This is a genomic window from Pseudomonas sp. RA_35y_Pfl2_P32, assembly GCF_963970735.1.
Lineage (GTDB): Bacteria > Pseudomonadota > Gammaproteobacteria > Pseudomonadales > Pseudomonadaceae > Aquipseudomonas.
Genome location: NZ_CAXAQF010000005.1, coordinates 164,942 through 178,332 on the forward strand (window position 1 = coordinate 164,942; position 13,391 = coordinate 178,332).

Consider the following 13,391-nt stretch of genomic DNA (forward strand, 5'->3'; position numbering starts at 1 on the left):
TGGCAGTAAATCGCAGGCAAAGAAAAGCCCGGCCTAAGCCGGGCTTTTCGCGAGCAGCAAGCTAATTACTGAGCTTGAGCTTCAACCTGCGCTTCTACGCGACGGTTAACAGCACGGCCAGCGTCAGTTGCGTTGTCAGCAACTGGGCGGGATTCGCCGTAACCAACGGAGCTAACGCGGCCAGCGTCGATGCCGTCTTTGACCAGAACTTGCTTAACAGCGTCAGCACGACGCTGGGACAGCTTCTGGTTGTAAGCGTCTGGACCTACGGAGTCAGTGTGACCTTCAACCACGGTGGTGGTCTGTGGGTACTGCTTCATGAAGTCAGCCAGGTTTTTCACGTCAGCGTAGCTGTTTGGCTTAACAACAGATTTGTCGAAGTCAAACTTGACGTCCAGCTCAACGCGTACCACTTCAGCAACTGGAGCTTCTGGCTCTGGCTCTGGAGCCGGTGCCGGAACTGGAGCTGGAGCTACTGCGCCGGCGTTGCCGCCGAAGTTCACACCCAGACCAACCAGGGCGGAGTAGTCCCACTTACCGTTGTCCAGACCGTAGTCGGCTTCAACGCCGGCACGGGCGAACAGGTTGTTGGTGAAGTAGTACTTAACACCGGTACCAACGATGGCTTGAGTGGTCTGATCGCGACCGCTGTGACCGTCAGCCTGCACGTTGGTGCGGCTCTGGTGACCGAAACCACCGGAAACGTACGGACGCAGGGAATCTACGCCAGCCTGACCGAAGTGGTAGGTACCCAGCAGGGAGCCGGTGTCACCTTTGATCTTCTGGTTGCCAGTACCGCCGTTCGAACGGGTGTGGTGAGTCTGATCGTAGTTCAGATCGATCGAAACGTCGTCGGTCAGGAAGTAACCGATACGAGCGCCTGGGTTGAAGCCGTCTTCGATGTGCTTGACGCTATCGTTGTACTGCTTCTTGTAGAACAGCTCGCCTTCAACTGCGCCTTGGCCTTGTGCCAGAACGCCGAAAGAAGTAGCGGCAATAAGAGAACCAATGGCCAAGCCCAAGGTGTTTTTCAGTTTCATCCGTTAAATCCCCATCTGGTGATTGTAAAGCAGTCCCGCAAACCGGGGGACAACTCGGCGGCAAGTCTATCAGAACTTGCCTACACGTAAGAGATATTTGCATCGAACTAAGTTTCAGCAATGCCTGCAAATTTCTCACGCAATTTATCTAGAGCGCGTTTGTACCGCATTTTTGTTGCACTCAAGCCCATGTGCATGATGTCTGCGATCTCCTGAAATTCCAGCTCTGCGACAAATCGTAGCACCAGAATTTCCCGGTCAATCGGGTTCACATGCACCAACCAGCGATCAAGTCCACCCTTTTCCTCAGGTTTCGGCGTCTTTTCTTCCGACGCTTCCTCGAGGGGGTCCAGACTCAAAGCGTCCATCAAGCGACGCTTACGCCGTTCCTTTCGATACTGTGTGATGCACTCGTTGTACGTGATGCTATATAGCCATGTCTTGAACTTGGATTTACCTTCGAAGTTCTTCAGACCGTACAGCACCTTCAACATCACTTCCTGACAGACATCGTCCGCGTCGCGATCGTTCCCAAGATATCGTGCACAGACGTTAAATAAAGTTCTCTGGTAACGCCGCATCAGCTCTTCGTAAGCGCGCGTTACGTGAAACAGCTCGGTGTGCGAGCGCGCGACCAACTCCTCATCAGAGAGCTCGCGGGGGTCGTAGCGCGTGGATAGCGATTGGGGTTTATTCAAAACAAGTCGGGCCGACAGTCAGGTCAATGTCCACCGCGGCCCAAGGGTATTGGGCATTTCGCGGCGGCATACATTAGCAGGGTTTGCCGGGTTAGCGGCTACTAACATGCTGTTCCAGGAGGATCCGATTGGAGAGTGAGACTAGCTCACCCTCGTCGGTCAGCAATGTAGTTTTAACCGTGCCGATCTCTTCGATCTGACCTTCGACCTCACCAACACGCACTTGTTGCCCAACCTGATACAACTCACGCACATAGATTCCCGCAAGAATCTGACCGGCGATTTCCCGGCTACCCAATCCCATGGCCAAGGCGACTGCCAGACCAACGGTTATCAAAACTATCACGATCACATGGTTCAGCAAGTCGGTTTTGACTTCCAACTGGCTGATCGCCACTGAAATACTGATGATGATCACCAAGCCCTGGGCGATTCGCCCCAGGCCCGAAGCATAATCCAGACCGACCCCTTCAGCGGCACCGCGCACCAGGCCATTGGCCAGTTGCGCCAGCAATACCCCCACCAGCAACACCAGCGCGGCACCGAACACTTTCGGCAAATACAGCGCAAGCATATCGAGCGTAGCCGAAACTCGCTCCAAGCCAAGGGATTCTGCAGCAGAAACCAGAAAAATAAGTAGAACGAACCAGTAGACGATCTTTCCGATCAGGGTCGAGATCGGTACCTGCAGCCCCGCCCGAGACATCAACTTGGTCAAACCGGTACCGCCCATCAAGCGATCCAGGCCCAATTTTGCCAACAATTTGGACAGCAGGGTGTCCAGCAGCTTGGCCACGACAAACCCCAGCAGCAGCACCACCAGGGCGCCAAACAGATTGGGAATGAAGTTCGCCACCTTGGTCCACAACGCAGTCATTGCCGTGACGAGGCTCTGAGTCCAGAGATCAAGTTCCATATTCAATCAGCCTTATCAGCAGTGCTTGCGTTAGGTTTACGACGGGAAACCGGCGAGACATGGGCCGATCCGTTATTCAGGGCGATCATCAGTGCCGGCAGCCAGCGGCCCAGCAGACTGAACAGATCACCGGCACCCACCTGGCGGTTGGCGGTTTTCAGTACACGACCCAGGCACGCATCATCGTCGCGGGTGGACGGGGATGCCTGGAGCATGTCACGCAAAGACTGTTCAAACGGATCGTGCATACGCACCTCTCGTGATATCTGTGAAAGACGCGATCAAAATTCCCTGGGTCACATGCCGCGCCCTCATACCCAGCGCAAACGCCGGAACAACCACCACTGCCCCAGCGCCACCGAGACCATGATCAGGCAGGCAATCAGGAAGCCATAGGGGCTGGCGGAGAAAGGAATACCACCGACGTTGATCCCCAGCAGACCGGTCAGAAAACTCATCGGCAAAAAGATCCCGGTGATGATCCCGAAGCGGTACATGGTGCGATTCATTTTCACGCTCAGACGCCGGTCTTCGGCCTCCAGCACCAGCCCCACGCGCTCGCGGGTCAATTCCAGCTCTTCAAGATAGCGGGTCAGGCTGTTGTTCAATTCGTTCCAGTAGTCGCCGTCATCTTCGACAAACCAGGGCAGTTTGATCCGCGTCAGTTGTCCGAAAATATCCCGCTGCGGCGCCAGGAAACGCTTGAGCCCGGCGGCACGCCGACGGATCTGCAAAATGGAGCCGTGCTCGGGGGTATACCGTTCGTCGGCATCCAGCTTTTCCTCTTCGACATCGACCACCTCCGAGAGGTCGCCCACCAGGTCCTGGACCTTATGAGTAAGGTATTGCGCCATGTACAGGATCAGTTCGGAAGCGGTCCTGGGCCCCTTGCCCTCGGCCAGTTGCACCAACAATTCATCGGTGGCGCGCAGTGGGCGCAGGCGCAGGGAAATGACCCGCTGGGCCGAGGCGAAGATGCGCACCGAGACCATGTCTTCCGGCTCGGCGCCAGGGTTGAGGTTGACCCCCCGCAAGAACAGCAGCAACTCGGAGTCCGGCAGCGCCAGCAGGCGCGGCCGGGTGTTCTCCTCAAGCAGCAGGTCACAACTGAATTCACTCAGACCGCTGGATTTACGCAGCCAGGTCTGTGTTTGCGGGTGACTGCGATCCCAGTGCAGCCAGAGGCTTTCATGGGATTGCAGTTGCAGGTCATCCAGTTCAGTCCGGGCAATCGAACGCGCACCGCCTTTTCCATCCAGCACCAGGGCATGCACCAGCCCCCACTGCGCGTTTTCTTCCTCGAACATCCTCACCCCTGTCTGGTCGCCGTTTATTCAGGCATTTTCAACGGACTGGGCGAGATGATCACGCCGTTGTTGTCCGCATAAATGTATTCGCCCGGACGGAACGTCACGCCGGCAAAGGTCACAGGCACGTTGATCTCGCCCAGACCACGGCGGTCAGTCTTCTTCGGGTGACTGGCGAGGGCCTGCACCCCCAGGTCGGTTTGTGCGATGACGTCGACATCACGGATGCAGCCGTAGATTACCAGGCCTTCCCAGCCATTCTTGGCCGCTTTCTCGGCAATCATGTCGCCCAGCAGCGCGCAGCGCAGCGAGCCCCCGCCATCGACCACCAGCACCTTGCCGTTCCCTGGGAGTTCGGCCTGTTCCTTGACCCGCGAGTTGTCTTCGAAGCACTTGATGGTCACGATTTCACCGCCAAAGGAATCACGGCCACCAAAATTGCTGAACATCGGCTCCAGGACCTGTACCAGTTCCGGGTAGGCATCGCACAGGTCGGGAGTGAGGTAATGATTCATCGAGAAACTCCTGTAAAGAGGAAGACAATCGAGGATGTCACCTTAAAGGAAACGAGCGCCGAGGGTTGCGGTTTAAAGCTCATCCACCGCGAACACCGCTACGACATCGCCACGCAAAGTGACCAGAAAAGCCTAATGCGTCATATCTTAGCCGTAAGCGGTTCGGAACGAAACGCCCTTGATAGAGCGTTCGAGTCAGTGTGCGCCAACCGTGGCGAGCGCCTGTGCCTGCACCGGCAGCTGCTGATCCGTCAGCCAGTGCTGGACCAATGGCCAGACCTCGACTTGCGCGGCTTTGCTCACCAGCATCTGCACATGCCCGAAGTCATCGGCAAAGCCCTGGGCGCGCCCCAGGCAAATGTAGTGCTTGTGCGTCGAGCCGATTTGCTCGAACAGTTTGCGGCAAGCCCAGTCCGGGTCCTGGTGATCACTGCTGGCACTGACGGCCAGGACCGGCACCTGGACCTCGGCCAAGCCCGCCCACCAATCCTTGTCGGCATCACCAAAACGCCCGAACAGACCGAACCAACGCATGCTTTCCAGGGCCAGGCCGATTGGTTCGTCCTCCGGGCCACGCTTGAGGCGAGACCCGGATAGCTGGGCAAAACGCTTGAGGATGAAACGTCCGCTCCATTCCACCGGGGGAAATTTCAGCGGCCAGTAAGTGCGACTCACCTGTGTGCCGAAAAAGGCGGCACTGGCCACATCGGCCGCTTCCAGGTAGTGGCCACCCAGCGCGGCGGCCAGGGTGATACCGCCCAGTGAGTGACCGATCCAGTGCGGCGCCTGCCCGCTCTGTTCGCGGACGAACGCAGCGATGGCTGGCAGGTCGTAACGGGCATAGTCGGCCACGCGGTTCTTGCGGTACTGCTGATTGCGCTGCGACAAGCCGTGCCCGCGCATTTCCGGGATCCACACATCAAAACCGGCGCGAGCCAGGTACGCCCCCAGGCCCAGGCCCTTGGGGGAAAACCAGAAGCGCCGGTTGGAAAAACTGCCGTGCAGCAAAATCACCGGAACCCCGCGCAGGGCGGGCTCATCGGCCACGCCCAGGCGGGTCACTGCCAGCTCAACGGTGCCGTCCGGGCTGTTGCCCGGTTTCAGGCGATAGACGTCCTCACTCAGATCGCCGCGACGCTCGGCGCTGATCAAGGCGACAGGAAACAGGTGACTGCTGCTTTGCATAATGCTCTTGCACAAAAAAGGGCGGCATCCGAAGGAGCCCGCCCTACTTGAATCTCAAAACAGGTCCCTTGCTCTTATCACTTCAGGAGCAAGCGACCTGTTCACACCATCAAGCCGAAGCTTGACCCTCAGCCAGGAAAAACCAGGTTTCCAGTACGGAATCGGGGTTCAACGAAACGCTTTCGATGCCCTGCTCCATCAGCCACTTGGCCAGGTCCGGGTGGTCGGACGGGCCCTGGCCGCAGATGCCGATGTACTTGCCGGCCTTGTTGCACGCGGCAATGGCATTGGCCAGCAGCTTCTTGACGGCCGGATTACGCTCATCGAACAAGTGCGCGATGATCCCGGAGTCACGATCCAGGCCCAAGGTCAGTTGGGTCAGGTCGTTGGAGCCGATGGAGAACCCGTCGAAGAATTCCAGGAATTCTTCAGCCAGGATCGCGTTCGACGGCAGTTCGCACATCATGATCACGCGCAGGCCGTTTTCGCCGCGGGCCAGGCCGTTCTCGGCCAACAGGTCGACGACCTGGCTGGCTTCGCCCAAGGTCCGTACGAACGGCACCATGATTTCGACGTTGGTCAGGCCCATCTCGTTGCGCACGCGCTTGAGAGCGCGGCACTCGAGCTCGAAGCAGTCACGGAAGGCTTCGCTGATGTAACGCGAGGCCCCACGGAAGCCCAGCATCGGGTTCTCTTCTTCCGGCTCGTAGAGCTTGCCGCCGATCAGGTTGGCGTATTCGTTGGACTTGAAGTCCGACAGGCGCACGATGACCTTTTTCGGCCAGAACGCAGCGGCCAGGGTGCTGATGCCCTCGACCAGCTTCTCGACGTAGAAACCGACCGGATCGTCGTAGCCGGCGATACGCTTGTCGACGCTTTCCTTGATGTCCGCAGGCAAGCCGTCGTAGTTCAGCAGCGCCTTGGGGTGCACGCCGATCATGCGGTTGATGATGAACTCCAGGCGGGCCAGGCCCACACCGGCGTTCGGCAACTGCGCGAAGTCGAAGGCGCGGTCCGGGTTGCCGACGTTCATCATGATCTTGAACGGCAGCTCCGGCATGGCGTCCACGGAGTTCTTCTTGACGTCGAAACCCAGCTCGCCTTCGAAGATGAAACCGGTGTCGCCTTCGGCGCAGGAAACGGTGACGCCCTGGCCGTCTTTCAACAGCTGGGTAGCGTTACCACAGCCCACTACCGCCGGGATCCCCAGCTCACGGGCGATGATCGCCGCGTGACAGGTACGGCCGCCACGGTTGGTGACAATGGCGCTGGCGCGCTTCATGACCGGTTCCCAGTCCGGGTCGGTCATGTCGGAAACCAGCACGTCGCCCGGCTGGACCTTGTCCATCTCGGACACGTCCTTGATGATGCGGACCTTGCCGGCGCCAATGCGCTGGCCGATCGCACGGCCTTCCACCAGGACGGTGCCGGTTTCCTTGAGCAGGTAACGTTCCATGACGTTGGCCTGGGTACGGCTCTTCACGGTTTCCGGACGGGCCTGCACGATGTACAGCTTGCCGTCGTCACCGTCCTTGGCCCACTCGATGTCCATCGGGCACTTGTAGTGCTTCTCGATGATCATCGCTTGCTTGGCCAGCTCGCTGACTTCCGCGTCGGACAGGCAGAAGCGCGCGCGCTCGGCCTTGTCGACGTCCACGGTCTTGACCGATCGACCGGCCTTGGCCTCGTCGCCGTAGATCATCTTGATCGCTTTGCTGCCCAGGTTGCGGCGCAGGATCGCCGGGCGACCCGCGGCCAGCGTGCCCTTGTGGACGTAGAACTCATCCGGGTTGACTGCGCCCTGGACCACGGTTTCACCCAGGCCGTAGGCGCCGGTGATGAACACCACGTCACGGAAGCCCGACTCGGTATCGAGGGTGAACATCACGCCGGCAGTGCCGGTTTCCGAACGCACCATGCGCTGCACACCGGCCGACAGGGCCACCAGCTTGTGGTCGAAGCCCTGGTGGACGCGGTAGGAAATGGCACGATCGTTGAACAGGGAAGCGAACACTTCCTTGGCCGCGCGAATGACGTTCTCGACGCCACGAATGTTCAGGAAGGTTTCCTGTTGACCGGCGAACGAGGCGTCCGGCAAGTCTTCGGCGGTGGCCGAAGAGCGCACGGCCACCGCCATGTCCGGGTTACCGGCCGACAGGGTGGCGAACGCGGTGCGAATCTCGGCGTTGAGCTTCTCCGGGAACTCGGCTTCCATGATCCATTGACGAATTTGCGCGCCGGTACGGGCCAGTGCGTTCACGTCATCCACGTCCAGCGCATCCAGCGCGGCGTGGATCTGGTCGTTCAAACCACTTAATTCGAGAAAATCACGATAAGCCTGAGCTGTCGTGGCAAAGCCACCCGGGACCGATACACCGGCACCCGCAAGGTTACTGATCATCTCGCCCAGGGATGCGTTCTTGCCCCCCACATGCTCTACATCATGGACGCCGAGCTTATCGAGGGAAACTACGTACTCTACCAAGGTGATCTCTCCACTAACTGTGTTGGAAAAGCTCAGGGTACTGGCCGCTCAAGGGAGCATTTGCCAGCTATATGGCCTGGACCTGGAAAATAAGTGAGAATGCCGGCCAATCCGGGCCGCCAAATCGCGCCTATCATATCCAAGAATCGTCACAAGTGTCCTGTGTCGCAGATGCGTGCCTTTTTGGCGAGTGACTGTTGTTGCCAGACAAGGCGCCGTGACAAGTCATCGCTGGCTATGGCGAGGAGCGGCAACGTAGTATGGCAACAACAGGCGCCGCCTAAAAGGCACGCATTTGTGATACAGGACACTCACTTAAGGCCCAAGGCGCAAATGAAACGATCTGCTTTCTTTATCTCCGATGGCACGGGCATTACGGCCGAAACCCTGGGTCAAAGCCTGTTGGCGCAGTTCGAAAACATTACCTTCGGTAAATTCACCCGGCCGTACATCGACAGCGTGGATAAAGCGCGGGCCATGGTACAACAAATCAACACGGCCGCCGAAAAGGACGGCTTTCGTCCAATCATCTTCGACACGATCGTCAACCAGGACATACGTGAGATCCTCGCCACGTCCAATGGTTTCATGATCGACATTTTCTCGACCTTCCTCGCTCCGCTGGAGCTGGAGCTGACCGAGCACTCGTCCTACTCGGTCGGCAAGTCCCACTCCATTGGCCACAACACCAATTACATGGAGCGTATCGAGGCGGTGAACTTCGCCCTGGACAACGACGACGGTGCGCGCACCCACTACTACGACAAGGCCGACCTGATCCTGGTGGGCGTGTCGCGCTGCGGCAAGACCCCGACCTGCCTGTACATGGCCATGCAATTCGGCATCCGCGCGGCCAACTACCCGCTGACCGAGGACGACATGGAGCGCCTGCAATTGCCGACCGCCCTGCGCGCCCACCAGCACAAGCTCTTCGGCCTGACCATCGACCCGGACCGCCTCACCGCTATCCGCAACGAGCGCAAACCCAACAGCCGTTATTCGAGCTATGCCCAGTGCGAGTTCGAGGTGCGCGAAGTGGAAAACCTGTTCCGTCGCGAAAACATCCCGAACATCAACTCCACGCATTTTTCCGTGGAAGAGATTTCCGCCAAGATCCTGGTGGAAAAAGGCGTCGAACGCCGGTTCAAGTAACCCGCTGAATCGCCATCGCAGGCAAGCCGCGCGGCTTGCCTGCGATACCCGACTACCCGATCTGCGTCAATGCCGACACCACCGCCTCAATCCCCTCCCGCAACAACCGATCATCCCCCACCGAATTGCACACACTCACCCGGATCGCCTGCGGCACCGCCCCATGCCCCACCGCAAAGGCTTCGGCGGTGGCAATCAGGTAGCCGCTGCGCTTGAGCTCGGCTTCGACCTGGGACGCGCGCCACGGCTCGGGCACGTCGATCCAGAAATGCGGGCTATGGTCATGCGTGCGGTACATCAAGCCCTGCAACAAACCCTCGACCAGGGCCTTGCGCCGGCTGATCTCGCTGATTTGCTGCTCCAGCACCTGCCGGGCGACCCCGGTTTCAATCCACTGCGTGGCCAACTCCAGGGCTAGGGGCGTGGCCATCCAACAGGAGGCGCGCACCGCTGCCGACAAACGGCTGAGCAACGCCTGGGGCGCATACAGGTAACCGACCCGCAAGCCCGCCGACACCGCCTTGCTCAGGCTGGCGATCAGCACCGTGCGCTCCGGGGCAAAATGGCTCAAGGGCAACGGTCGTTCCTGGACCAGCACGGCATGGGCCTGGTCCTCGATGATCAACAGGTTATGCCCACGGCAGACCTCCACCAGGGCCTCGCGGCGCGCCGTGGACATCACCGCGGCCGTGGGATTGTGCAGGGTCGGCGTGCAGTACAGCGCCGTCACCCGGTGCTGACGACAGGCCTCGTCCAGGGCGGCTGGCAATAGCCCCTCGGCGTCCATGGCCAGGCCGATCAGCTTGATCCCCAGATGGCGCGCCACGCTGATCAAGCCAGGGTAAGTCAACTGCTCGGTAAGCAGCGTATCGCCCGCCTTGAGCATCGCCATCAAGGCACACAGCAAGCCGTGCTGGCCGCCGTTGACGCATATCACCTGCTCGGCATTGGCGACAAATTGGCCCTGCGTGAGCCACTGTGCCCCCCCCACCCGATACGCCAACAGGCCGGCGTCCGCGGTGTAGCCACTGATACGCTGCATGGCCTGGGGATCACTCGCCAGGGCCTGCAGTCCCTGGCTCAGGCACAACGCCTGGCGCCCGGGGATCGGCTGGTTGCGGCTCATGTCCAGGCACGGCGGCGGTTGCTCGCTAACATTGCGGAACCCGCCGTCGCGCGGGCGCTCCATGCCGTGCTCGCGGACATAGGTGCCGTCACCCACCCGGGCGACCACCTTGCCCAGGCGCTCCAGCTCGGCATAGGCGCGACTGACCGTCCCCACCGTGACCCCGAGACTGTCCGCCAGCAGGCGATGGGGCGGCAATTTGCAGCCCGGCGCGAACACACCGTCAGCCATGCCCTGCTCCACCCCATCGCTAAGGCGCTGGTACTTCATGCCGGTTCCATGGCTCAGGGCATCCCGCAGGATTGACACCATGGCAATACTTACTTTGACAGCCATTACCACCCCGAATAGCGTGCTGAAAACAGGTTCAATCAGGAATAGACCCTTTGCATGACCCGGTCAATTCCCCCACACCAAGGTGCCCGAGTATGCCCCCCGCCATCGCCGTCGATACCCCCTTAAGTCGCCACCGCCCCTGGCTGGCTGGCCTGATCACCAGCGTGCTGTTTCTGATTGTCTGCCTGAGCTGGGGCACGACCTGGCTGGGGATCAAGATCGCCGTTGAAAGCGTGCCGCCGCTGACCGCTGCCGGCCTGCGTTTTCTGATCGCCTTCCCGCTGTTCCTGAGTTTCGCCGCCTGGCGCCGCGAACCCTTGCTGTTCCCCAAGGGCAGCCGAGGGTTCTTCCTGTTCGTCACCCTGTCGTATTTCAGCCTGCCGTATTACTTGCTCAACTACGGCGAGATGCACGTGTCGTCGGGACTCACGGCACTCCTGTTCAGCTGCATGCCGGTATTTATCCTGGTGTTCTCGGCGCTGTTCCTGCGGGAAAAAATCTACGCCTCCCAGGTACTCGGCATCGCCATCGGCTTTGCCAGCCTGTTCATGATCATCCGCAGCCAGGGCTTGCACCTGGACCACGCCGAGCTGTTCGGCGTGCTGGCGATTCTCATGGCGGCGATCCTGCATGCGCTGTGTTACGTAGTCACCAAGAAACACGGGAGCGCCATCAGCGTCATCACCTACAACACCCTGCCGATCGGTATCGCCGGGCTGCTGCTGTTTGTCGCCGGACTGGGGCTCGAGGCCCCGGCATTCGCGACCATCAGCGCGCGCTCGTGGGGCGCCCTGCTCTATCTGGGGCTGGTGGCATCGGTGGGCGGGTTCATCGTGTACTTCATGCTGCTCAAGCGCTTGAGCCCGATCATCCTGTCCTTCGTGTTCATCATTTTCCCGGTGTTCGCGGTGATGATCGGTGCCTGGTACGAGGGACAGGTGATTTCGCGGGAACTGATCGGCTATTCGGCGGTGTTGCTGATGGGGTTTGCGATCACCAAGTTGCCCGTGGAGAAGTGGCTAGCCAAGTAACAGGCAGCCACGACTTCCAGTGAGACAGGGTTGCCGGTCAGATCACGAAGAGGTCCATGAAGCGGTTCACCGGCGTTGCTTCAAGGACTGCCTGATCCTTGCACAGGGCAAAGATCTGCGCCGTACGCTGGGCGGTGAAGCGGGTGGCGAGGTTGGCCTTGAACTTGTCCTCCAGCAACGGGATACCCTCGGCGCGCCGCCGGCGATGGCCGATCGGGTACTCCACCAGCACCTGCTCGGTGCTCGAGCCGTCCTTGAAAAACACCTGCAGGGCATTGGCAATCGATCGCTTGTCGGCCTCCAGGTACTCGCGGGTGAAGCGCGGCTCTTCGACTATGACCATCTTCTCGCGCAGTACATCGATGATCGGGTGGGCGGCATGGAACTGATCTTCGTAGTGCTCGGCCACCAGGTTACCGAAGGCCAGCGGCACGGCGGTCATGTACTGGATGCAGTGGTCGCGGTCGGCGGCGTTGGCCAGTGGCCCGACCTTGGAGATGATGCGGATGGCGGATTCGTGGGTGGTGATGACAATCCGGTCAATCTCGTGCAGGCGATTGCGCACCAGCGGGTGCAGGGTCACCGCCGCCTCGCAGGCGGTTTGTGCATGGAACTCGGCCGGGAAACTGATCTTGAACAGCACGTTTTCCATCACGTAGCTGGCGTAGGGCTGGGAGAAGCTGAAGGCGCGCTGGTCGGCCGGCTTGAGCGCCAGGTCCTTGTTGGTGTGACTGAACAGCACGTCGTAGAAGCCCCATTGCGCGGCGGTCAGCGCCCCCGGGATGCCCATTTCCCCGCGCAGGGCAATGTCCGCCAGGCGCACCCCGCGACTGGACGCATCCCCCGCCGCCCAGGATTTGCGCGAACCGGCGTTCGGCGCGTGCCGGTAGGTGCGCAACGCCTGGCCATCGACAAAGGCGTGGGACAGCGCCGCCAACAGTTGCTCACGGCTGGCCCCGAGGAGCTTGGCGCTGACAGCGGTCGAGGCAACCTTGACCAGCAGCACGTGATCCAGGCCGACCCGGTTGAAGGCGTTCTCGAGGGCCATCACCCCTTGAATCTCGTGGGCCAAGATCATCGCGTCGAGCACCGTCCGCATGGTCAGCGGCGCGTCGCCATTGGCCAGGCGTTTCTGCGACAGGTGATCGGCCAGCGCCAGGATCGCCCCGAGGTTATCCGAGGGATGCCCCCACTCCGCAGCCAGCCAGGTGTCGTTGTAGTCGAGCCAGCGGACGATGCAGCCGATGTCCCAGGCCGCCTTGACCGGGTCCAGGCAAAAACGGGTACCAGGCACCCGTGCGCCAAAGGGCACGATCGTGCCTTCGACCATCGGCCCAAGGTGTTTGGTGCATTCGGGAAAACGCAGGGCCAGCAGGCCGCAGCCGAGGGTGTCGAGCAGGCAGTTGCGGGCGGTGTCCAGGGCTTCCTGGGACTCGATCCGGTCGATCAGGACGTAGTCGGCAATGTCCTGCAGGACCTGGTCGTAGTCGGGACGGTTGTTAAGGTCAACGTTGGCGCTCATGTTCGATTCACTCGGGCAGTGGTTCGTAAATGGGACCTCGGTTCAGGGCTAACACGGACAACCTATTCTTATGATGTC

The 13,391-nt window shown here is 60.2% G+C and carries 12 protein-coding genes; 2 read left to right on the forward strand and 10 right to left on the reverse strand.

The window, feature by feature from the left end; genetic code table 11:
• Positions 1-65 precede the first annotated feature (65 nt).
• From AACY45_RS06885 to ppsA, 8 genes are all read right to left on the reverse strand, one after another.
• The gene (locus AACY45_RS06885) at positions 66-1,040 is read right to left on the reverse strand and encodes an OmpA family protein (RefSeq protein WP_339544753.1); all 975 of its coding nucleotides are present in this window, start codon (positions 1,038-1,040) and stop codon (positions 66-68) included.
• Positions 1,041-1,147: 107 nt separating this feature from the next.
• On the reverse strand, positions 1,148-1,738 hold the full coding sequence (gene sigX, locus AACY45_RS06890; RefSeq protein WP_095165477.1) for an RNA polymerase sigma factor SigX: 591 nt from the start codon (positions 1,736-1,738) through the stop codon (positions 1,148-1,150).
• Positions 1,739-1,829: 91 nt separating this feature from the next.
• Positions 1,830-2,654, reverse strand: a complete 825-nt coding sequence (locus AACY45_RS06895; protein WP_007916401.1) for a mechanosensitive ion channel family protein — start codon at positions 2,652-2,654, stop codon at positions 1,830-1,832.
• Between the two features lie 2 nt (positions 2,655-2,656).
• Positions 2,657-2,902, reverse strand: coding sequence for a CrfX protein (locus tag AACY45_RS06900; RefSeq protein ID WP_166590078.1), 246 nt, complete (start codon positions 2,900-2,902; stop codon positions 2,657-2,659).
• 63 nt (positions 2,903-2,965) lie between these two features.
• Positions 2,966-3,961, reverse strand: a complete 996-nt coding sequence (locus tag AACY45_RS06905; RefSeq protein ID WP_339544754.1) for a zinc transporter ZntB — start codon at positions 3,959-3,961, stop codon at positions 2,966-2,968.
• A 23-nt stretch (positions 3,962-3,984) separates the two neighbouring features.
• On the reverse strand, positions 3,985-4,476 hold the full coding sequence (gene rraA, locus AACY45_RS06910; RefSeq protein ID WP_339544755.1) for a ribonuclease E activity regulator RraA: 492 nt from the start codon (positions 4,474-4,476) through the stop codon (positions 3,985-3,987).
• A 195-nt stretch (positions 4,477-4,671) separates the two neighbouring features.
• Positions 4,672-5,661, reverse strand: a complete 990-nt coding sequence (locus AACY45_RS06915; RefSeq protein WP_339544756.1) for an alpha/beta fold hydrolase — start codon at positions 5,659-5,661, stop codon at positions 4,672-4,674.
• Positions 5,662-5,770: 109 nt separating this feature from the next.
• Complete coding sequence (ppsA, locus tag AACY45_RS06920; protein ID WP_166590074.1) at positions 5,771-8,146, reverse strand: phosphoenolpyruvate synthase; 2,376 nt, start codon at positions 8,144-8,146, stop codon at positions 5,771-5,773.
• A 333-nt stretch (positions 8,147-8,479) separates the two neighbouring features.
• Between ppsA and ppsR the strand changes: the two genes are divergently transcribed.
• Positions 8,480-9,298: a posphoenolpyruvate synthetase regulatory kinase/phosphorylase PpsR gene (gene ppsR, locus AACY45_RS06925; RefSeq protein WP_339544757.1), complete on the forward strand. Its 819-nt coding sequence runs from the start codon at positions 8,480-8,482 to the stop codon at positions 9,296-9,298.
• A 52-nt stretch (positions 9,299-9,350) separates the two neighbouring features.
• On the opposite strand, the gene AACY45_RS06930 is transcribed toward ppsR, so the two are convergent.
• On the reverse strand, positions 9,351-10,760 hold the full coding sequence (locus AACY45_RS06930; RefSeq protein ID WP_339544758.1) for an aminotransferase-like domain-containing protein: 1,410 nt from the start codon (positions 10,758-10,760) through the stop codon (positions 9,351-9,353).
• A 143-nt stretch (positions 10,761-10,903) separates the two neighbouring features.
• Between AACY45_RS06930 and AACY45_RS06935 the strand changes: the two genes are divergently transcribed.
• Complete coding sequence (locus AACY45_RS06935) at positions 10,904-11,791, forward strand: DMT family transporter (protein WP_339544814.1); 888 nt, start codon at positions 10,904-10,906, stop codon at positions 11,789-11,791.
• Between the two features lie 37 nt (positions 11,792-11,828).
• On the opposite strand, the gene prpD is transcribed toward AACY45_RS06935, so the two are convergent.
• Positions 11,829-13,313, reverse strand: coding sequence for a 2-methylcitrate dehydratase (prpD, locus tag AACY45_RS06940; protein ID WP_339544759.1), 1,485 nt, complete (start codon positions 13,311-13,313; stop codon positions 11,829-11,831).
• Positions 13,314-13,391: the final 78 nt, after the last annotated feature.

What these genes read in the sequence shown, in the direction of transcription:
- AACY45_RS06915 (WP_339544756.1), bottom strand. Translation starts at nt 5,661, where the DNA reads ATGCAAAGCAGCAGTCACCTGTTTCCTGTCGCCTTGATCAGCGCCGAG.
- prpD (WP_339544759.1), bottom strand. Translation starts at nt 13,313, where the DNA reads ATGAGCGCCAACGTTGACCTTAACAACCGTCCCGACTACGACCAGGTC.
- AACY45_RS06900 (WP_166590078.1), bottom strand. Translation starts at nt 2,902, where the DNA reads ATGCACGATCCGTTTGAACAGTCTTTGCGTGACATGCTCCAGGCATCC.
- AACY45_RS06895 (WP_007916401.1), bottom strand. Translation starts at nt 2,654, where the DNA reads ATGGAACTTGATCTCTGGACTCAGAGCCTCGTCACGGCAATGACTGCG.
- rraA (WP_339544755.1), bottom strand. Translation starts at nt 4,476, where the DNA reads ATGAATCATTACCTCACTCCCGACCTGTGCGATGCCTACCCGGAACTG.
- ppsR (WP_339544757.1), top strand. Translation starts at nt 8,480, where the DNA reads ATGAAACGATCTGCTTTCTTTATCTCCGATGGCACGGGCATTACGGCC.
- AACY45_RS06885 (WP_339544753.1), bottom strand. Translation starts at nt 1,040, where the DNA reads ATGAAACTGAAAAACACCTTGGGCTTGGCCATTGGTTCTCTTATTGCC.
- AACY45_RS06905 (WP_339544754.1), bottom strand. Translation starts at nt 3,961, where the DNA reads ATGTTCGAGGAAGAAAACGCGCAGTGGGGGCTGGTGCATGCCCTGGTG.
- AACY45_RS06930 (WP_339544758.1), bottom strand. Translation starts at nt 10,760, where the DNA reads ATGGCTGTCAAAGTAAGTATTGCCATGGTGTCAATCCTGCGGGATGCC.